This is a genomic window from Flavobacterium sp. HSC-61S13, from assembly GCF_024171535.1.
Classification (GTDB): domain Bacteria; phylum Bacteroidota; class Bacteroidia; order Flavobacteriales; family Flavobacteriaceae; genus Flavobacterium.
In genome coordinates, this window is record NZ_JALJZV010000017.1 from 20,467 (window position 1) to 42,774 (window position 22,308).

The following is a 22,308-nucleotide window of genomic DNA, read 5'->3' on the forward strand; positions in this document are numbered from 1 at the left end:
ATGAAAAAAATTATTTTTAGCGCAGTCCTGTTGTTTGGAGTATTGAGCGCCTGTACTGATAACTTTGAAGAAATCAACAGCAATCCCAATTTAATCAATCAGATCAGCCCGGGTACCTTACTCAATGAAGTGATCTACAATATGTCGTCCAATAATTTGCGAAACTATTATGGAATAACGGCAGATTTGATGCAGGTAAAATTTAATTATCCAAGTTTTTATGGCGGTATACATCGCTATGAAATCATTGAAGGCACGGGTAACTCTCAATGGGATGCTTCCTATAAATGGATGAAAAACATCAGAGAGATGTTGGCTGTTTCAGAAAAACCCAATGATGCGAATTACAAAGCTATTGGCTTGACATTAAACGCTTGGGTCGCTTCCAATTTAACCGATTCTTTCGGTGATATTCCATACTCAGAAGCGCTTCAGGGCGACCAGGGGATACGCATGCCCAAATACGATACTCAAGAAGCCATCTATTCACAGCTTTTAAAAGATTTGGAACAAGCGAACGCACTTTATGATTCCAAATTGCCGATGCTTTATGGGAAGGACATACTTTTTAACAACGATGTACAGCAGTGGCAACGTTTCACCAATTCCTTGCGTTTGCGTTTGTTGTTGCGCATATCGAAGGTTAAACCAGATGCCATAACTCAAATGGTACAAATCCTTTCTGATCCAGCTAAAACGCCGATTATAGATAACGATCAACAATCTGTTTTTCTTAATATAACTGGAGTTACCCCAAATCTGTCGCCTTGGTCAAGAGCTTTAGACTTTTCAAATGGTCAGGTAGTTTCTCAATTCTTTATAGAGTTGTTAAACGATTTGAATGATCCGAGAAGAGCGGTGTTGGTTGTACCTGCCAAAAACCTGCAAGGACAGGAAATCGGATTTAAAGGTATTCCGAGTGCTTATGATGGAGACGATTCACAATTTCAGTTTACGCCGTCGAATATGAATAACAAACAGGTCGTGGCACCGATGAAAATTCCGATTATAACTTTTTCGGAGATTCTTTTTATCAAAGCGGAATTGGCCCAACGCGACTTGTATAACTCGGCCTCTGCAAAATTGTATTTTGAATCAGCGGTTAAAAGTGCGATCAAATTTGTATCAAATAGCACTGTCGAAGACAGTTATTTCAACCAAGAGAAGGCGAAATACAACAACACCTTAGAACAAATTATCACCCATAAATACTTGGCGTTGTACTTTACCGACTATCAGCAGTGGTCCGAATACAGACGAACGGGATATCCGCGATTACCCAAAACACAATCGATGTTAAATCAAGGAAATATGCCGAGTAGATTGTTGTATCCTGCGGATCAAAAAACCTATAACAGCCAAAATTATCTCGATGCCAGTCAACGACAAGGCGGTGATCATATCAATGCCAAAGTTTGGTGGAATCAATAGAATTATGATAAAATTGAATACCATATCAGTTATTATTTTTGTTTTAGTGCAGTTTTTTTCAACAGTGGGATTTGGCGGTAGTTGTACTACCGCTGATACCGCTAAAGACATCGTCTATCAGATTGGGACTTACAATATCAGGTATGCTGCCCAAGAAGATGAACTAACGGGAAATGGCTGGAATAAAAGAAAAGCCCACCTGATAAACATCATTAAGGATCACGATATGGACATCGTCGGTACTCAAGAAGGCGACGATCAACAACTTCGAGATATGGAAATGCAGTTAAGCGGTTACGCATATATTAAAACGCCTTATGGATCAGAGCATGGCTCTCATAATGCGGCGGTTTTTTATAAAAGTAGTTTGTTTACCATACTGGATACAGGGCATTTCTGGTTGAGCGAAACCCCAGATTTAAAAAGTAAAGGCTGGGATGCTTCTGATTATCGAATTGCACAATGGATAAAATTTCAAGACCGTTTATCTGGTAAAGTTTTTTATGTATTTAACACGCATTTTTACTGGAGAAAATATTTAGCAAAAGAGAATTCAGGTGCATTAATCGTAGATCGTATTCGTAAAATTGCTGGTGATGCCGCTATTATTTGTATGGGAGATTTGAATTCGTTACCGGATTCCAAAGCTATAAAATCCTTGGAAACACGCTTAGTAGATAGTTATAAGTCGACCCCTATACACCAGAATCAGGTCGTAGGAACAGGATTTGCTGGAGGCGTTTTTACGGGGATATCCGATCACCGTATAGATTATGTGTTTACCTCCAAAAACATTAAAGTACACAGTTACGAGGCTATTGATACGACCTACGAGGATCATCGTTACCCTTCCGATCATCTTCCAGTAGTGATTGCTGTATCACTGCCGTAGAATTGTTAGGATGTGTTAGAAAAATTAAAGAATTGTCAACAACATTTAAAAAAAAATAAATGAAAAAAACAGTATGGATTATCGTGGGATTGTTTTCCATGAGTTTAAGTTTTGCTCAAACCAAGGTTAAGGGATATGTATATGAAGACAGTAATAAAAACGGTAAAAGAGATTCTAAGGAAAGAGGTCTGGTTGGTGTTGCGGTTTCAAACGGACAGGAAGTGGTGTTGACCAACGATACCGGTTTGTATGAACTTCCAATAGGCGATGACAATCAAATTTTTGTCATCAAACCCAGTCACTACGCTTTTTTGCTCGATGAATTCAACTTACCTAAGTTTTATTATACGTATAAACCCAAAGGATCACCGACAGACTTTAAATACGCGGGAGTAGCGCCTACGGGGAAACTACCTAAGGAATTGAATTTCGGATTGGTACCTCAGAAAGAAGAAAGCTCTTTTAAGGCTTTTTTGTTTGGAGATCCACAACCGTATAGTATGCAAGAACTCGATTATTTCAAAAAATCCATCATCGATGAAGCCAAAGAGAAAACAGCAGGTATATCGTTCGGAATTAGTTTGGGTGACTTGGTGGGAGATGATTTAAGTTTACACCTGCCGTATAAGCAGTATATGAAAGAAATGAATTTACCGTGGTACAATGTGATTGGGAATCACGATATGAACTACGAGGCGAAAACGGATATTTTATCCGATGAGACCTATGAGAAAAACTTTGGTCCGAGCAATTTTGCTTTTAATTATAGCGGTGCACATTTTTTGGTTTTAGATGATATATTATATCCAAATCCAAGGGGAACCGGTGGTTATTTGGGTGGATTTAGGGACGACCAACTGCTTTTTATTGAAAATGATTTACGTCATGTAGATCAGGATAAACTGATTGTAGTGTCTTTCCATATTCCGTTATTTGTCGGAGATGAAAAACATTTTGAGGAGCAGGCTCGACAACAATTATTCGATTTACTGAGCAGATTTGATAATGTTTTGCTGGTTTCGGCACATATGCACATGCAAACACATCAATTTTACAGTAAAGATAAAGGATGGAAAGGTTCAAAGCCATTACATGAATACAATGCAGGTACGACCTCTGGTGATTGGTATTCGGGAGAACTGGATGAATCTGGTGTTCCAGTTGGAACCATGAGAGACGGTACTCCAAGGGGCTATGCTGTTTTATCGGTAAATGCCAACCAATACCAATTGGATTATAAGGTTATCGGCAAACCGGAAAACTATAAAATGGAAATTTTTATGCCTCAGGTTATTGGTGATAAAAGAAGTGGTAATTCACAAGTATATGCCAATATATTCATGGGGACAGAATTGGATAGAGTCGAATATAGAGTCGATCAAGGCGAATGGACTAAGATGACTAAGGAAGAAACATTTGATCCGAGTTTTTACGCAAAAGTACAACGTTGGGATTTATCAGATACTCTTCTAGAAGGTCGAAGACCTTCTAATGCTGTCAATAGTGCGCATTTGTGGAAGGGAAAATTACCGTTTCATATCGGACTCGGCACGCATACCGTGGAAATCAGAGTAAAAGATATGTTTGACAGAGTGTACACCGATCAAAAGAGCTATCGAATAGAAAAGAAAAAATAGGTTTGATTATAGATTGTTGTTAGGTAAGGGATCATTTAATTTATTAAATGGTCCTTTTTTTATAGGGAAGGGAAAGCTACATTTTAAAAAGACAATAAAAAAACATCTCCTATTTTAGAATAGATTCGTATCATTGTTGTGAACTATTTTAGGGGATGCTTCTTTTTAGGATGGTTGACTTTTAAATACTTAAAAAATATGAAACAATATAGCATACTTTTCCTAGCTCTTTTTTTACAACTGCAAATTTGGGCTCAGTCACATCGACTAGAATTTAAAACACCTCATGGGAATTTTAAGGTGATGCTTTATGATTTTACGCCTCAACACCAAGATTTGATATTAGAGGCTATTAAAAATGGTGTGTATCACGAGGCTTTGTTTAATAGAGTGATCGAGAACTTTGTAGTACAAGGTGGGGAACACGATGATGCTATTGCCCTTCGTGAAACGGGGATTCCTAAAGATCAACACCAACGATTGCCTGCTGAATTTGATCCTCGTGCTTACCACAAAATGGGAGCATTAGGGGCTGGAAGGGATGATAACGAACAAAAAGCTTCATTTTTAAATCAGCTATATTTTGTAGTAGGAAAATCTGTTTTACCGCATGAATTAACGGAATTAGAACAAAAAAAAGGAGTGAGTTTTACCGAGGAACAGCGTCAAAATTATTTGTCCGAAGGGGGTTTACCTCGTTTAGATGGTGATTATACTGTGTTCGGTGAAGTCTATGAGGGATTGGAAGTCTTACTTGAAATCAGTAGACTAAAAACAAACTCAAAAGATGCTCCACTCCAAAACATACCTTTTGAAATCGTAGAAATACAGGATTGAGATGTGGATAGCAGCTCTACTAGTAATGGCTATTAATAATAAATAAATCATCAAGCATAGTTGAATTTTTGATTATTCATAAAAAATCGGGTATTTGTAGATGAATTCTGAAATAATTATGAATTATATTTTAGTATATTTACTTTTTATGTACTGAATTGTTTAAAGAGTTGATTAATAGTGCTTTGTTTACTATTTTTTAATCATTTTGTAAAAACAAATAGTACGGCTTAGAAATAATAATATCACACTTTAATGAATCATAAATTTCTTCAATTTACTATCAGCATTTGGTTATTCGGTTATTTGGGTTTACAAAGTGCCGTGGGCCAAAGTAGGCAACAATGTGACTCTCTAATCGTAGATGCAGTTAAATTACTAGAAAAAGATGAAAATCTCAAATCCTTAACTCAATTATCCAAAGTAAAAACAGTTGCTCATCAGAACAATTGGTATCTGCAAGAGTTTAATGCGATCAATAATATTGGAAACAATTATTATTCCATCGCTGAATATGCTGAAGCTTTAAATTTCTATACCCAAGCTTACGCCATTGCGATTGCACATCTGAAGTCGGATTCCGAAATGATTGTACTTAATAATATTGCAATATTGTATTCGGGTGAGAAAAAATTCGATCAAGCCAAAGAATATTTTAATAGAGCATTGGAATTGGCTGAGCGCAACAATAATTTCGAGAAAATGAGTTTGTATTTACTCAATCTAGGAAATCTGTATGAAGAGACCAAACAATACCAACTCGCAAAAACATATTACGAACGCGCTTTGACTAAATCTGCTAAAGAGTCGCGTTATAAGTTTTATGCCCAGCTCGGTTTGATTAAATTGGATCTATACAACGGTAATAATCAAAAAGCCATTGATGACAGTGAAAAATTAGTCGTTCAAGGCAATGAGTCTAAAATTAAGCAACTCTCTAGATTTGGAATTTTAGCTAAAGCCCACCTTAATTTGAATAAATTGGATATTGCAGAGCTTTATGCAAACCGTTTTTTTGACTTCAAACTCAACTATCAAGAAAAGATAACGGCCTTTGAAATACTGTCTGACATCGCTAGAAAGAAAAATTCCTACGAAAAAGCGTTGATCTATAAAGATTCAATTATCGCTAATCACATCAAGGACTACGAGCTTAAGAATGAAAAGACCTATATGAATAACAAATCCAGATTTGAAATTCTCCAATATAAAAATCAGATTCAAGAAAACAAAATTGCATCAGAAAAAGACAAAATGCTGTTATATGTTTCCTTAATCATCATCATAGCTTTGTTTGTAATCATTTGGTTATCGTACCGCAATTATAAAACGCGTGCCGCTATGGATAGTAAAAACTTTGCTCAAAAGGAGGAGGATTTAATCCAGTTGATTGAAAAGGAAAAAAAGGAGATTTATAAAATTGAAAATGAGAATTTAGAAGCTGTAGAACTTTTAAATTATGAAAAGCAGGAACTCAGTAAAGAAATCGAATTTAAAAATCGAAAAAATACGGCAAAAGCATTGCATCTAGCAGAACGAAATTTACTATTGGAAACGATTATAGCTGAATTGTCCGAAGTTAAAAACGTCAAAGAAAATACAACGCTAACAAGCAGTTTAAAAAAATTAAAACAACATCTCGCGACCAGTGATGAATTGAGCAATTTTATGGTTCATTTTGAAGAGATCAATCAATTATTTCTTAACAACCTAAAGCAACGACATCCTAATTTAAACGGTAATGATATCCGATTTTTAAGTTATGTTTATGTGAATTTGAATACTAAAGAAATTTCGAACCTTTTGAATATTACTTTAGATGCTTGCAGAAAACGCAAGGAACGTATCATCAAAAAAATTAATCTCGATAGCGATACCGATTTGTATATTTACCTCAACTCTTTGTAGAACGTGCTTAATGTGTTGTTTTTTAAGTTTTTAAATGGCGAATTGAGTGGTTTAACTCACATTTTTTCTATAGTATGTCACAATTTGTCCACCATTATTTGATTTAAAAAACGATTTTTTATCAATATTTACAGCAATATAAAAGAACCATAATCTTATGAAAAAAATTATTTTCGCATTATTGTTCCTTACTGTGTTGCTGAATGTTTTGACTAACCCGATTTATGCAAATGAAAACAGTAGGAGTGTTGTAGAAAACCGTGCAGATTGGAAGGCCAAATCTTATGCGCCAGATTTAGATCTGTTGCCTTATTTTCGATTTAAACAACAGAAGACGGCTGCGTGTGGTATCGCGATGCTACCTTTCTGGGAGGGATTTAACACCGATTCAACTACCTCAGCTTGTTGGACCATTATAGATGCTAATAAAGACTCGAAAAATCCGAGTGGTAATAATATTTGGCATGTATATGATGATGGTCAATTTGAAGGGGATCAAAGCATGTATTTTTTAGCCTATTCAAAGAGTAATGATTGGCTGATTTCTCCTACTTTTAAGTTGGATGCTTCGAAAACATACAAATTAAAGTACAACTATAAAACGACGAGTTCGAAGAACGAATTTGCTGTTTTAGGCTCTACTAAAGGCCTTGCTATGGCAGATTTTACAAACGTAATCATTTCCAAAAAAACGTATAATAACGATGTTTGGTTGGAACACCAGGCATTTATTACAAATATTAGCGGTGATTACAACATAGCTTGGCAGGTAACCTCTTCCTCATATACCAATATATTTATAGATAATGTTTCTTTTGAAGAGGTGGAATGTATAGAACCAGAAGCGCTCAGTGTTCAGGGTGTAAAGTCATCAGAAGCCACGATATATTGGAACGATGCAGTGAATAGTTCATGGGAATACTATGTCGAAGAGCAGGGAGGACTTGGTCCTAAAGGAGCAGGTACTTCTAGTACGACAAAAGAGGTTGTGGTAACAAAAGACCACAATAACAAAAATTTAGTAGCCAATACTGAATATGAATATTTTATTAGAGCAAAATGTGCTAGTGGAAAATTTGGGCAATGGATTGGACCTTATGTCTTTAAAACACTATGTAATGTTGTTAATGTTCCCCTTAGAGAAGGCTTTAATGCGAATTCAACAACTTTCGAATGTTGGCGAATCCGCGATAATAATAAGGATGCGCTGGATACGGCTGGTGATAATATCTGGAAGCAAAGTACTAATGCGCTCTATGAAGGTGACCAGGGGATGTATTTTTATGGAGATGCGGCAGTTAATGATGATTGGTTGATTTCTCCGACCTTTAAAATGAATGGAGGAATATATGCGATAACATATTATTATAAGACCTCTACAGCTTACAGCAACGACTTTGAGGTAATGCTGTCAAAAGAGGGAGTTGATCCGCTTGATTTTAAGCTGGTTATAGAGCCAAGTATGAAACGCAATACTCCAGATTTTGTTAAAAAAGTCTTGTATGTCACAGGACAGACTGGCGATATTAATATAGCATGGCACGTTAAGGCTAAGGGAACGACACAAGTTTATATTGATCTCGTTACTATTGAAGAGGTTTCTTGTATTGGTCCTGATGAAACGGTATTGATCAGCAATTTACAAAAAGACAGAGCTACCTTTACATGGACCGATAGTAATAACTCTAATTGGGAGTGTTTTACCCAGCCCCTTGGAGCCTCGTTGACCCCAGTAGGAAGTGGTTCGCTGGCACAAACAAATTCGTTTACATCACTTAGGACTAATGGTCCTAGTGGTGCTAATTTAGTTCCAAACACTTGGTATGAGTTTTTTGTTAGATCCACTTGTGGTCCTGGTAAAAATAGTCTTTGGGTGGGACCTGTAGCTTTTAGAACACCTTGTGATATTGTACCGACACCTTTTTGGGAAGGATTTAATACCGATTCGAAAAGCTTTGATTGTTGGTCATTTATTACCAACAATATCGATATTACCTCTCCGATAGATAATATTTGGATACAGCTCAATGTTGGTCAATATGAAGGTGATCAATTCCTGAGTTTTAGAGGGCGATCCTCAAATGTTAAATATAATGAATGGCTGATTACACCACAATTTACACTCGATCCTGCGAAGTTTTATCGATTGAAATATCACTATGCGACTAGTTTTAATAACAGCAGTGATTTTGAAGTGGTGTTGTCCAATAAAGGCAGTGCACCGGCTAATTTTACAACCACCCTAATCAATAAAAAAGGACATAGTAATTCCGATTGGGCAGAGGAGAAGGCGTTTATCAATGGAATTGGTGGTACTGTAAATATCGCTTGGCATTTGACTACGTCAAACAGTGAAACAGAGTTTAGTATTGATGACGTTTTTTTAGAAGAGGTTGTCGGATGTCCAGAACCTTTACTGTTGGCAACTAAAGATGAAAAACAGAGCAGTGTTACCCTTATGTGGGATGATGCTTACGGCAAAAATTGGGAGTATTTCGTTCAGAAATCTCGAGGTAAAACGCCTACTAGTAAGGGTACTGCTACCAATAAGAAAGAAAATATAATCAATAGCACCCAATTGGGTAGTCCTTTAGACGTCAACACGGAATATGAATTCTATGTTCGTACGGTGTGTGGTAATGGTGAATTCAGCATTTGGGCTGGTCCTTTTAAATTTAAAACGGCTTGTGGCGTAAACAAGGCACCGTTGTGGGAGGGTTTTAACAACGGCTCGAAAACCTTAAGATGTTGGACTATAATTGACGGTAATAATGATTCAGAAGCACCGGATAATAATATTTGGTCTACGGTAGATTATGGACAGTTTGAAGGAAGTCATGCAATGTATTACAGTATTTATGACGATGCCAAAGCGGTTGAAAGTGACGATTGGTTGATCTCTCCGAAAATGAAATTTGAGAAGAATAAAATCTATCGATTGAAATATCATTTTAGCACAAACAGTGCAGATGAAGATAATGAATTTGAAGTTTTAGCCTCTAGTACTGGACTTAAACCAACGGATTTCTCTACAGTGATAGTTAAGGGACAATTATATAAACAGCACACCGTCTATCAGCAGAAAACGGTTTTTATTACCAATTTAGACGGAGAAATTTATTTGGCATGGCATGTAAAGGGGAAGGGAACTAAATCGGTTTATCTCGATAATGTATTTATTGAAGAAGTAATGGGGTGTCCAGAGCCTATAAACTTAGAGGTAACGGATATCGAAAGCAAAAAAGCGACCATCAGCTGGACGGATGATTTTCAAGCAGCAAAGTGGGAGTATTTTGTGCAGGAAATCGGATTGGGGCTCCCAACAAGCGTTGGAACGTCAACGGTTAAAAAAGAAAATACCCTTACACAAGACCACTCAGGTAAAAATTTACTTCCAAATACGGATTACGAGTATTATGTCCGCACGGTTTGTGCCGATGGATCATATAGTGTTTGGGCAGGGCCGGTAAAATTTTTAACCCTATGTGACGTTTACGAGTTGCCATTTTGGGAGGGATTTAATAAAGATTCTAAAACCTTGAGATGCTGGTCGATTGTTGATGGCAATATGGATGGATCTTGGGGAAATAACATTTGGAGTATTAGTCCCAATACTTTTTACGAAGGAAATCGTGCTATGGGTATTACTGCCTATGATTGGGGCGGTGGTTTACAAAACGATGATTGGTTAATTTCACCGACCATGGATATGGGCAGTGGAAATTATGTTTTGAAATATCATTATCTGTCCTCAGATACGGACTTCGCTCAAGTGGAAGTACTGCTGTCTTCGAACGGACTAGCGTTAGATAAGTTCACCAATACTATTCTTGCTTCAAAAGGGTATAGTAATTTGGGTTGGAAAGAAGAAGTGGTGTTTTTTAAAGGAATTCCCGGAATGGTAAATTTAGCTTGGCACTTAAATGCAGAGGGTTCTTCTAAGTTAATTATTGACAATATTGTCTTAAAGGAGGTAGCGCATTGCCCAGAACCGTATTACATAAAAACGGCTAATCACACTACAACGAGTATGGAGGTGGAATGGCAACAAAATGGTGGAGTCAGTTCATGGGAAGTTATCGTAGTGTATAAAGGACAAGATGAAACAGCAACACCGATACAAAAAATAGCAGTTAATAACACTCCTAAGACTACTATAAATGGTTTAACGGCCGGTAAAGCTTATACAATTTATGTCAGAGCTCAATGTAGCGATGGAAATACTACTAGTGATTGGTCTACTCCAGTGCATTCTGGAACAAAAGTAGGTGCCAATGACGATTGTGGCGGCGCTACCCATATTCCGGTAAGCAAAAATGGAGTATGTGAGCAAAGCATGGTCGGGACTTTCCTGAATTCCCAAGTGTCTGTTGTACCAGAGCCTACTTGTGGTAGCACGGACATTAAAAAAGATATTTGGTTTGAATTTACAGCAACTCGTGATGAACACGTTATCACCTTGTCTGATTACTTCAGCTTGTCTGATCAGGTGTTTCCTGAGTTTGCATTTTCGCTTTACAGTCAGGATTGTAGCACTATCGGAAATACAGCTTTAGAATGTTTTAGTATTTATAGTTTCGGAGATCAATACAGAACTTTAAAGAATTTGGTGGCGGGACAAAAGTATTATATCCGCATAGGTACTGCTGTTGAAGATCCTGATTTTTACTTTTCATTGTGTATCACGACGCCGTATTTTATCGATGTAAGTCCAGCGGGAGATAAATATAGTGTTGAACAATTGGTCAAAGAGGTTTTGGTGGTAGCCGAGTGCGATTTGGTCTCCAATGTTACCTACCGCACGGGTACCAACTTTAGAAATGAACCCAACGGCATCGGTTATTTTGAGCGAAACAATTCTACTTTTGGATTTGAAAATGGTATCGTTTTGGCAACCAATGGTGTAGAAACGGCAAAAGGACCTAGTGGTATCAATCAAAGTGACGGTACGAAGTTATGGTTAGGCGACGATGATTTGGAAACGATCTTATTAGAAAATGGACAAACAGCGGGCAGTGTTAATGCTTCAGTGTTGGAATTCGACTTTATTCCGATTACAGATACGATCAAATTTGATTTTATATTTGCCGCCAATGAATATGGACCGGAGTACCAGTGTAAATTCTCGGATGTTTTTGCCTTTTTGTTGACGGATTTAGAAACACAGACCATGACCAACTTAGCAGTAGTTCCGGGAACGAATGTACCGATTTCGGTGACGACCATTCGCGATGCTAAATACCAAGGGAATTATAGTTGTGGCAGTACCAATGAAAAGTATTTTGATAAATATTATGGATACGAAGGTTTGCCTGTTCGAGACAATCCTATAAATTATTTCGGAATGACCGTACCGATGACTGCTATATCAGCCGTAAAACCCGGTAAAAAATACCATATCAAATTGGCTATAGCTGACTATCGTGATGAACGATTTAATTCCGCAGTCTTTTTAAAAGGAGGTAGTTTTGATTTAGGGAAAATTGATTTGGGAATTGATTTGCTCGTAGAAACCGGCAATGCACTTTGTAATGGAGAAACGAGAATAATCAAATCAGGTGTCACTGCTGAAAACGTCTCTTTTCAATGGTTTAAAGATGATGTTTTGATCAGTGGTGAAGATGGTGCAGACTTGGAAGTTAGCGAGTCGGGTACTTATAAAATTATAGTGAAGTATTTAGAACTAAAATGTGAAATCACAGGAAAGGTAAAAATAGAAATTTATCCAGCAATTTCTGCGGTAGTGGCTTCACCTAAAAGTTTAGCTATATGCAGAAAATCGGTAAAACCGTTAATTCTAAATTTAACGGATATTGAACCCCAAATGTTGTCAAAAGCAGTTCCCGAAAATTATACATTTACCTATTTTACGACCAAAGAGGGCGCGAAATTGGGAACAGATCCTATCGTTGATGCAAAGAGTTATAGATTAGAAACCACTGGAAAAAACAGCTTTATTTACATTAAAGTTGTGGATAAGAGAACGGGTTGTTCCGAAATTTTCGAATGGATTTTAAAGGCAACGGCAGGAGAAATTCCAGAAAAGAGGGAAGATGTGGCTGTCTGTGCGAGTTATACTTTTCCTGAATTGGAAGTAGGTCAGCATTATTATTCAGAAGCGGCATCAAAGGGAGTGGAATATTTTGCGGCTGGCGTATTGAGTGAACCGGGAATACATACAATCTATGTTTTTCAAGATAATGGATCAAGCTGTTATGAGGAAATATCCTATAAGGTAACCATTACGGAGGCTGTAAAGGCTGCTGTTTTTAAAGATGTGGTTTTGGAGTGTAAATTATATGAGTTAGAACCATTAGCTGCAGACAATAAGTATTATACACAATCTGGTGGAAAAGGTATGGAGTTAAAAGCAGGTACGGTACTAACAAATACACAAACTGTTTATGTGTATGCGGTATCTGATGACGGCTTATGTACCGACGAGAGTAGTTTTTCGATCCGCTTTGATGATTGTCCGATTCCAAAGGGAATTTCTCCAAATGGAGACGGACTAAATGACGATTTTGATTTATCATTACACGGAGTCACGAGTATGATTATTTATAACCGTTATGGTTCTGAAGTTTTCCGTTTTGAGGGTACCTATACCAAACAATGGCATGGACAAGATAAAAAGGGCAATAGATTGCCTGATGGAACCTATTTCTATGTGATCATAGCACATGAAAAGACCCGCAGTGGTTGGGTTCAAATTAATAAGTAATAAAAAAGCCGGCAGTTTTAACTGCCGGCTTTTTTATTGATAACCAAATCCCAAATGAATTGGTGATTGATCATTATATGTTTAAGAGGTATTGGTTGTAAATAGCTATTGACTGTGATTTACAAACCTTTGAGATCTATGGTGTCCGTTTCTAATATTTCAACCTGACGACCCATCTTTTTCTGAATAATCTTAAAGTGGTGTTCATCGTCTGCGGTAATCAAGGAAATCGCTTTTCCATGTTCGTGTGCACGACCCGTTCGACCGATGCGGTGCACGTAGTCCAAAGGTGAACGTGGCAATTCGTAATTGATAACGTATGGCAATCCCTCGATATGTATTCCACGACCAATTAGATCCGTAGCGATCAATACATCGGCATCTCCAACTTTAAAATCTGCCAAGTTGTCCATACGTGCTCCTTGTGATTTTTTTCCGTGAACCGCTAAGGCATTGATGCCGTTTTTCTTTAATTTTTCAACGAGGTTTTCAGCAGTTCGTGTCGAGGAGACAAAAACTAAAACCGGAGATATATGTTGTTCTTTGATTAAATATCTTAAAAAAGGACCCTTGCTTTCACTAGCCACGCGATATGCGACTTGCTCAATGGATTCCAATTCTAAGGCTTCCTCTTTGACTTCAATTATCTCAGGAGTGATTGCCAAGGTTTTTTTAATTTGCTGTACTTTGTCGTTTAAAGTAGCAGAAAACATAATCGTTTGTTTCTTAGCAGGAACCATATCGAGTATGCGATTCATTTCCTCTTCAAAACCCAATTGAAACATTTTATCTGCCTCATCGATGATCAGGTATTCCAAATTTTCAATGGACAAGGCTTTCTGGTCAATAAGATCTAATAAACGACCTGGGGTTGCAATTAGAATTTCAGTTCCATAAACTTTTTTCATTTGTGGATTGATCGATACTCCTCCGTATACAGCCATACAGGGTACCGGTCGTCTTAATGCAGACTGAAGATCACTGTATGTTTTTTCAATCTGTACCGCCAATTCGCGAGTGGGAACCAATACCAATACCTTGATATTACGACTTTTCTCATAATCTTGATGTTGTATCTTTTGCAACAATGGAGCTACAAAACAAAGAGTTTTACCCGAGCCCGTTTTTGCAATTCCCATAACATCTTTTCCCTTGAGTATTAAAGGAATAGTTTGAGATTGAATTTCAAAGGGTTTTAGCAAACCTAAATTGTTAATGGCCTTACTCAGATGTGACGATAATCCTAATGATTGAAATGACATATAATGATTTAAGCGACAAAGATACAGTTTTATGCTGGATTTATAATCCTTATAAATCGCTGCGACATCTTTGGTCGCGGTATGGGAATTAGTACTTTTTTAGGGTATTCCTTATTAAGTAACTGATTATTTATTAGCTATATGAACGTAAAAGTTTTAATTATGCATGAAGCTTTTAATAAATCGATGTTTTTTATAGAAAAAAAATAACTTTTTTAATTTTTCTTTATACCTTAGGATGAGTTAAATTTGCCGCTTTCACTTTTACAATTAATTGATCTAACTATGGTATTTGATATTTTCGAAACGTTAACCTTTGCTTGTCTAGTACTTTTGCTGGGCTTTTTTATCGTTCAAAAGGTAAAATTCTTTCAGGATTACAACATACCTGAACCGGTAGTAGGTGGCTTTTTTATCGCCATTATATTGTATTTGATTTATCATTTTACCGGAATGAGTTTCGAATTTGAGAAGAGCCTACAAACTTCAATGATGTTGTTTTTCTTTTCTTCAATTGGTTTAAGTGCAGACTTCGCACGCCTTAAAAAAGGAGGTAAGCCCTTGGTGATCTTTGTGCTTTTAACAGGGAGTTTTATTTTTATTCAAAATGTTTTTGGTATATCCATGGCTAATTTGGTGGGACTGGATTCGAGTTATGGTTTGATTGCTGGGTCGATTACATTGACCGGAGGACACGGTACGGGTGCGGCATGGGCACATGATCTGACGACCTCTTTTGGTATTACTGGTGCCTCTGAATTAGCACTAGCTTGTGCAACTTATGGCTTAGTGATGGGAGGTGTTATCGGTGGACCCGTAGCGAAATATCTATTGAATAAAAACAAGATAAAACCCGGTGCAAATACTGACGACGACACGATTACAGAAAATTTCGAAAATCCGCTTTTTAAACGCCGAATTAACGTACATAATATGATCGAAACCCTGACGATGTTTGCGATTTGTATTGCATTAGGTCAGTTTTTATATATGTATTTTAAAGGTACTTGGTTGGAATTACCCAATTTTGTTTGGTGTTTGTTTATCGGGGTGATTATCCGAAATATGCTCGCTCATTTTACTACTTACATCGTCAATGATCATGCGGTTGATGTGTTGGGAAATACCGGTTTGTACCTGTTTTTAACGATTGCTTTAATGTCGCTACAGTTGTGGCATCTAGCAGGATTGGCTTCGCAAATTTTGATCGTGTTGATTGCACAGACTGCCTTGATGATATGCTTCGCCATATTTGTCACCTATAGGGTGATGGGGAGAGACTATGATGCGATAGTATTAAGTGCAGGGCATTGCGGATTTGGATTAGGGGCAACACCTACTGCTGTAGCCAATATGCAGGCCATAACGAGTAAATACGGCCCATCACATAAAGCCTTCTTAATCGTGCCTATGGTTGGTGCTTTCTTTGTCGATATTATCAACAACGTGTTTATCAAACTATTCGTGGCCTTTTTAAAATAGGTCTCTAGATTTAGTAAGATTAGGAGTACTGTTATAGTAAAAAGCCTTGTAATGCTGATTAAATGGTCACAGCATCATTAATGACTGTATAATCGGGTGATTGTATCAGTCCGTCTACCATAGTGAGTTTGCGATCGGCCATATTGGCTAATTCTTCATTATGAGTAACGATGACAAAAGTTTGTCCAAACTCATCACGCAATTTAAAAAAGAGCCTATGAAGGTTCTCTGCCGTATGCGTATCTAAATTTCCCGATGGTTCGTCGGCAAAGATGATTTCAGGTTTGTTAATCAAGGCACGCGCAACGGCAACGCGTTGTTGCTCGCCTCCAGATAACTCCGAAGGAAAATGTTTTTCTCGGTGACTAATTCCCAAGTATTCCAATAATTTTCGGGCTTCCTTCTCGGTTTCTTTTTTTTCTTTACCAGCTATAAACGCTGGAATACAGATGTTTTCCAAGGCGGTAAATTCCGGTAAAAGCTGATGAAACTGAAATATAAACCCCAAATTTAAATTGCGAAACGCAGATAATTCTTTGTCGTTGAGCTTCAATATATCCTGACCATTAATCATCAAGGTGGTTTGGGGCACTACAGCAGGTCGATCTAAAGTTCCCAAAATTTGAAGCAAGGTGGTTTTACCAGCACCAGAGGCTCCTACAATCGATACAATCTCTCCTTTTTTGATATGTAAATCAACTCCTTTAAGAACTTGCAATTTCTCGTAATACTTTTCGATATGAGTAGCGTGGATCATGGGTTTGCTTTTTAAACAAAGTAACAACGTTTTTAAATAGAATAAAATAGTTCTCAGTAAATTTTTATTCTTTGTTAGCAATTATTCTTTATATAATTAAATTTTAACAATATACTGTGTGTTAAAATTCCAAATTTTACTTTTTTTATTTTACTTTTTGAAATATATTTCACCAATAATTTAAAAATTATGTTTTTTTGTATATAAATGATGTGAACTTTGGTTTTTTAAAGGGAATTCAATTCGAATTGTGGGAAATCAAAAGGGATATCAAAGCGCTGTTTTACCTATTCTATGGAGGTAAAACCATCGATTTTATCGAATTGATTTTAACAAAAACCTTTTACAGTTAACCTATGATTATAAAATACAAATTATATGTGATAGCGGTAGTTTTGTTAGTTATAAGCTGCCGAGATAAGAAGTCAGAAAAACAATCCAACATCAAGTATCCGGTATCAATTGAGTGGTCTTTAGTAGGCAATGGTAACTTACTGGGCAACCATAGTGAGGGTATTGAAGCGGGCAGTTTATGGATTACAGGACAGCAAGAATGGCGTGATTTAGTGGATAAAATCAATACAAACAATCGAGTTTCCGACACTTTTATCGAAAACGACATTGATTTTACACGATTTGATCTAATTGCGACTTTTGATAAGGTCCGTCCGCATTCGGGATTTATTGTCGCAGTGGATAGTATTATAGAGGATACCAACAACCAGCTGGTTTACATCAGTTGGCGCGATAAGAAACGCGGATTTGAAATGCCGTCGCAACCGTATTATCTGGTTAAAATACCCAAGAGTAAAAAAACAATAATGTTTCAATAACGCTGCGATTCCCGTGTTTAGCAACTAAATAAGCAAGGCGTCATTTTATTGATTAATAAGTTGTCCGTTTTAGTTATTGTAAATAGTGACGATTAATAGGTCATTGGACGTGGTATGCTATAGATTTAAATAGATTGGCAAACACGATTATAAATACTATGGTACTGCTCTAGATAATGGATTTTCCATTTTTTGATCGGACTTGGATCTGATACTTTACGGGCTTAAGCCTAAACTGTGCGAATGGCCACTTCTATAACGAGCAATGCTTGTTATAACTAACGATCTCTTAATTTGTCCCACTACCGCTAGTAAATTATGCAATCAGTGGGGAATACGATTAGGTACTCGGCGCTAAAACATCTAGAAATCTACGATTAATTGGGAAAACGATGTTTTAAACAGCAAATCGTTAACGAATGCCAAACCGTTGATGCATAGTATTTGCCTTCGGGACTGTATATCGTAAGCCTTTTAAGTCGTGACGGAAGAATTTTTACTTCCGATTAAGTCGTGACGGAAGAATTTTTACTTCCGAAAAAACACTAGTGCAACCGAAAAAAACTACAAACTTATGAAAACAATCTTACTTATAATCCTGCTACTACTGGGCATAGAAAGTGTTCAGGCGCAACCAGAATTGCTAGGGGAAAATACCTGGTATTTACAGAAATTAATCATAGAGGATACGGAGTATGATCCGCCACTAAATGATGAAAGCAGTATTTATCCTTTTACTTTAGAATTTGACTTACACGAACTATCGATGTATGTTAGTTTCTGTAAAAATGGAATGAATTTTAAAGATCTCGTGTTCTTAGAACACAATCAGTTTACGGTTTTTAACGATGTTTCTCTGCCGATGGAATATTGTTTTAATGTGGAAAATCGTCAATTTTCCTCTTTCCATAATGAATTTTTTAGAGATAATGCTTTATTCTCTTTTACGTATACATTAGTCGGATCGAGCCAGGGTGTGCGGCGATTAGTGATCACCGATAATAATAGAAATCAAGCGATTTATAGCAATCAACGTTTAAGCAGTTCTCAATTTGAAAAAGCAGCGTTTAAGATTTATCCCAATCCGGTAAGCGATGTATTGAATTTGGAATGGGACAGTTCCGAGCAAATTTCACCTAGCTATATAGAGATCTACGATTCATTGGGGAAATTGTGTTTCAAACAGCAAATAGCTAGCGATAAGAAATCCGTGGAACTAAAGCATTTTACTACTGGACTGTATATCGTAAACCTTTTAAACCGTGAGGGAAAGATTTTGACTTCCGAAAAAATACTAGTGCAACCGTGATAACCGTGATAAAAGAGATGAATAATCCATATTATTTTCTTGCTGGTTATTGTAATAAATTTCGATCCAATAATACTTTATGTGGCAACTAACCCAATGATCAGCGATTTTATTGCTATTTTAATGTTCATTTATTCTCCGTAAAATCGCTAGTAGTAAAATCATATTTTCACAAATAGTTGGTTCTTTTAAAAATTAAAATCAATATATTTGAGATAACAAAATTTATTGAAATGCAAACACTCTTATATTGTTTTATTTCGATAGCCCTAGGAGCTTGTCAAAATAAAACTGCTCTAACAGAAATCCCCAATACAAAAAATGAAATCCCTATGAATGAAATGAATCCCCATAACGAAGTAGCTATTTTTGCTGGTGGCTGTTTTTGGTGTACTGAAGCGATATTTACATCCTTAAAAGGCGTGGAATCTGTATGGCCTGGTTATATTGGAGGACATAAAGAAAATCCAACCTATAAAGAAGTTTGTACTGGAGAAACGGGACATGCCGAAGCCATTGAAGTCGTTTATGATCCTTCACAAGTTAGTTACAACGAATTGTTGGAGATCTTTTTCGCAACGCATGATCCGACTACTTTAAACCGACAAGGTGCAGATGTTGGAACTCAATACCGCAGTGAGATTTTTTATACCAGCGAAGCTCAGAAAGAAGACGCACAGGAATATTTGGATATTCTAATCAATGAGAATGTATATGGTAAACCGGTGGTTACACGTATATCACCTGCTTCGAAATTTTATAAAGCAGAAGATTATCACAAAAATTATTTTGCAAAAAATGGCAATGAACAGTATTGCCAAATGGTGGTTTCACCCAAAGTCGCAAAATTTAAAAAAGACTACGCTACCAAGCTGAAATAAAAGTTGGCACGGATATTGAAAAGTTAAGTTATAGAACATCAAATGTTTACTTATGGATGACTTACAAATCAGATCAACAGCGTCAGCTAAAAAGTATACCCAATTGGTTTGGAGTATTTTTTTAGATGGGGTAGGCTACTTGTCGTATTTGATTCCTTTTTTAGGAGAAATCAGTGATGTGGTATGGGCACCCATAGCTGGTTTGCTTTTAGCACGTATGTATAAAGGAACCGTGGGTAAAGTAGGGGGTACCATTGCTTTTTTAGAAGAGTTATCTCCTGGATTGGATTTTATACCCACCTTTACACTAACCTGGATTTATACCCATTATATACAAAAGAACCATTCTTTATAAAAAAAAACAGAGGCTTTTGCCTCTGTTTTTTTTATAAAATTAGTGAATAAGCTTATTGACCTATAAGCATATATTCAAAATTATGATTTTTCTTCTTTGTTGAAGTAAACCAAATAGTAATACATTTGTTTCTCTTCATCCCAACCTTTCTCAATGAATTTCTCCGCACTTTCCGGGTTGATGAAATCCAATTTGATCTGAATGTTGGTATCTAAGGCAATGACGTTTTTGATCTTTTTACGAGCATCGGTCACGGCATTATTGGCAATAGGGAAGTTCGTCGTATCTTCGATACTGTACTTTTCACCGCGGTCTACTTTGTAGTTTTTAAATTCCGAAATCAAATCGGGATTGTCAATAACCTCATTTAAAAAGTTTGTTTCTTCGAATTCGTCGTTCTTAGCAAAATAGTTTACCGAACGGTTCATAAACATCACTTCTTCTTTTTTATCTTCTGCTGGTAAAACAACGTCTTTAGCAAAATCTTGACAGAATTTTAAATACTTTTTAGTCATAAAGTTTTCATCTTGAAAAGCATCTACAGATAAAAAGTGCTCCAACCAATAACGCGCATCATAACGGTTACTATCGATGGTTAAAATTTTAAAACCCTCTTCTTTTTTGTAATTAAAAATGATACAACCCTTGTCCAACTTGTTTAAGTTAATCCCTTGTTGAAGAATCATTTCTAAATTACTGCCCTTTTCTTCAAATTGTAAGAAATCGGCTTTAATCTCACTTTTAAAAATTCCAATAGCATCAACCACATTGTTGTCAATCGATACGTTTGTTAGATAAGTAATGTAAACCTCTCCGTTTTTAATGTGCGGATGATTGGATTGCTCATGCAAATGACGGGTTATTTTTTTAGCAACTTCCTGTACATTCTCTGCAGAAGGAGCATTGAACAACTCGTTGCTGAAATTATACATTTCATTATATTCTAAATCGACATCATGGGCAAATTGAAAATAGTTTTCTTCTTTTTCTCTAAAGGGTTTAAAGAAATACTCCTTTAAAAGCGGAGCAATTTCATCGTTTAAATTATAAGGTTGTTCCGATAAAAAAATAGCTTCATTACGGCTTTTATTCCCCACACGGTGAATACTTAGCGTTTCAATGTGAGCATTGAATAGATTAATCATATAGAAAAAAGTAAAAAGTAAGTAATACTTACTATGGGTAAATAATTTAAATCATCTTGTAGACTGTTTGGAATTAATTCCAATTGTCTTCATAACCAAAATCTTCGAAACTGTCATCTCCATCAAAAAGATCGAAATCTTCATCATCCATCTCGTCGTCAAACTCTCCAAACATATCTTGTTCAGACAAAGGTGCATTATCGAAATTCTTTAACATAGAATCTACCGGTAACTCTCCATGAGCGAATAGTAGGGCTGGATAAACGACTCCGGTTTCTTCTTCTTCCATTGCGGCCAATTCTACAAAGAAGGTCCACATATTTAGGAAATCATATACATAAATGATTTTGGTATTTTCGCCACCCAAGTAGTCATTTATCGCATAAGATGCCATGGTTTTTTGCTCACCCGCTATATCACCGGTGTCGAACAAAGGGATTTCTTCTTCTTGTTGTGCCCAATCGGCATCACAAGTGTAGAAAGAAGCTGCTTCCATACCGTCAAAACCAAATGCATTGACAATTGCATTGTGCAAATCTTCTAAAGAATCCTCTTCCAAAATGGCGATATCTCTGAATATATCCTCCTCTGTATCAAGTATTACTCTAAATTTATAAACCATAGTCTGTTGATTTGTTAAAAGACAAAGGTAAACTTAATATCATTTTAAACGGAAAAACTTAAATTTGTTTTTTCAGTTTTTTTGAAATGCCAACGGTCTATTCTGAGTTTCAATTTATTATAAATGCAAAGCATTTTTACAGCTATAAACATCAAATTGCGATTCATCCACCTTATTTGACAGTTCAGTATTTGTTTTTTTTTTAATCGTGTCGAACAAACGACTTTTGACCT

The 22,308-nt window shown here is 36.5% G+C and carries 16 protein-coding genes; 12 read left to right on the plus strand and 4 right to left on the minus strand.

Going from position 1 to position 22,308, the window contains the following annotated elements; translation table 11 throughout:
* The 6 genes from L1275_RS13895 to L1275_RS13920 all read left to right on the plus strand — a co-directional run bounded on the left by L1275_RS13895 (nucleotide 1) and on the right by L1275_RS13920 (nucleotide 13,429).
* Entirely contained in the window at nucleotides 1-1,431 is a 1,431-nt protein-coding gene (locus L1275_RS13895) for a SusD/RagB family nutrient-binding outer membrane lipoprotein (RefSeq protein ID WP_253474577.1), read from the plus strand.
* A gap of 4 nt (nucleotides 1,432-1,435) precedes the next feature.
* On the plus strand, nucleotides 1,436-2,323 hold the full coding sequence (locus L1275_RS13900; RefSeq protein ID WP_253474580.1) for an endonuclease/exonuclease/phosphatase family protein: 888 nt from the start codon (nucleotides 1,436-1,438) through the stop codon (nucleotides 2,321-2,323).
* A gap of 59 nt (nucleotides 2,324-2,382) precedes the next feature.
* Nucleotides 2,383-3,960, plus strand: coding sequence for a calcineurin-like phosphoesterase family protein (locus L1275_RS13905; protein ID WP_253474583.1), 1,578 nt, complete (start codon nucleotides 2,383-2,385; stop codon nucleotides 3,958-3,960).
* Between the two features lie 198 nt (nucleotides 3,961-4,158).
* The gene (locus L1275_RS13910; RefSeq protein WP_253474586.1) at nucleotides 4,159-4,797 is read left to right on the plus strand and encodes a peptidylprolyl isomerase; all 639 of its coding nucleotides are present in this window, start codon (nucleotides 4,159-4,161) and stop codon (nucleotides 4,795-4,797) included.
* Between the two features lie 255 nt (nucleotides 4,798-5,052).
* Complete coding sequence (locus tag L1275_RS13915; protein ID WP_253474589.1) at nucleotides 5,053-6,705, plus strand: tetratricopeptide repeat protein; 1,653 nt, start codon at nucleotides 5,053-5,055, stop codon at nucleotides 6,703-6,705.
* A 157-nt stretch (nucleotides 6,706-6,862) separates the two neighbouring features.
* Nucleotides 6,863-13,429 (plus strand): choice-of-anchor J domain-containing protein, encoded by a 6,567-nt coding sequence (locus L1275_RS13920; protein WP_253474592.1) that lies wholly within the window; start codon nucleotides 6,863-6,865, stop codon nucleotides 13,427-13,429.
* Nucleotides 13,430-13,548: 119 nt separating this feature from the next.
* Here L1275_RS13920 and L1275_RS13925 read toward each other — a convergent pair whose 3' ends face one another.
* Nucleotides 13,549-14,691: a DEAD/DEAH box helicase gene (locus L1275_RS13925; RefSeq protein ID WP_253474594.1), complete on the minus strand. Its 1,143-nt coding sequence runs from the start codon at nucleotides 14,689-14,691 to the stop codon at nucleotides 13,549-13,551.
* 285 nt (nucleotides 14,692-14,976) lie between these two features.
* Here L1275_RS13925 and gltS point away from each other — a divergent pair, with 285 nt between their 5' ends.
* On the plus strand, nucleotides 14,977-16,173 hold the full coding sequence (gltS, locus tag L1275_RS13930) for a sodium/glutamate symporter (RefSeq protein WP_253474597.1): 1,197 nt from the start codon (nucleotides 14,977-14,979) through the stop codon (nucleotides 16,171-16,173).
* Between the two features lie 58 nt (nucleotides 16,174-16,231).
* Here gltS and L1275_RS13935 read toward each other — a convergent pair whose 3' ends face one another.
* Nucleotides 16,232-16,930: an ABC transporter ATP-binding protein gene (locus L1275_RS13935; protein WP_253474600.1), complete on the minus strand. Its 699-nt coding sequence runs from the start codon at nucleotides 16,928-16,930 to the stop codon at nucleotides 16,232-16,234.
* 197 nt (nucleotides 16,931-17,127) lie between these two features.
* Here L1275_RS13935 and L1275_RS13940 point away from each other — a divergent pair, with 197 nt between their 5' ends.
* The 5 genes from L1275_RS13940 (at nucleotide 17,128) to L1275_RS13960 (ending at nucleotide 20,308) form a co-directional block, all read left to right on the plus strand.
* Complete coding sequence (locus L1275_RS13940; RefSeq protein ID WP_253474603.1) at nucleotides 17,128-17,283, plus strand: hypothetical protein; 156 nt, start codon at nucleotides 17,128-17,130, stop codon at nucleotides 17,281-17,283.
* Nucleotides 17,284-17,286: 3 nt separating this feature from the next.
* Nucleotides 17,287-17,763, plus strand: a complete 477-nt coding sequence (locus L1275_RS13945; protein WP_253474605.1) for a hypothetical protein — start codon at nucleotides 17,287-17,289, stop codon at nucleotides 17,761-17,763.
* Nucleotides 17,764-18,337: 574 nt separating this feature from the next.
* A complete protein-coding gene (locus L1275_RS13950; protein ID WP_253474608.1) occupies nucleotides 18,338-19,072 on the plus strand; it encodes a T9SS type A sorting domain-containing protein in 735 nt (244 codons plus the stop codon).
* Between the two features lie 341 nt (nucleotides 19,073-19,413).
* Nucleotides 19,414-19,953, plus strand: a complete 540-nt coding sequence (gene msrA, locus L1275_RS13955; protein WP_253474779.1) for a peptide-methionine (S)-S-oxide reductase MsrA — start codon at nucleotides 19,414-19,416, stop codon at nucleotides 19,951-19,953.
* Nucleotides 19,954-20,005: 52 nt separating this feature from the next.
* A complete protein-coding gene (locus L1275_RS13960; RefSeq protein ID WP_253474612.1) occupies nucleotides 20,006-20,308 on the plus strand; it encodes a hypothetical protein in 303 nt (100 codons plus the stop codon).
* Nucleotides 20,309-20,388: 80 nt separating this feature from the next.
* Here the strand turns inward: L1275_RS13960 and L1275_RS13965 are convergent, their stop codons facing one another.
* Entirely contained in the window at nucleotides 20,389-21,453 is a 1,065-nt protein-coding gene (locus L1275_RS13965; protein ID WP_253474615.1) for a nucleoid-associated protein, read from the minus strand.
* 73 nt (nucleotides 21,454-21,526) lie between these two features.
* A complete protein-coding gene (locus L1275_RS13970) occupies nucleotides 21,527-22,075 on the minus strand; it encodes a plasmid pRiA4b ORF-3 family protein (protein ID WP_253474618.1) in 549 nt (182 codons plus the stop codon).
* Between the last annotated feature and the right edge of the window lie 233 nt (nucleotides 22,076-22,308).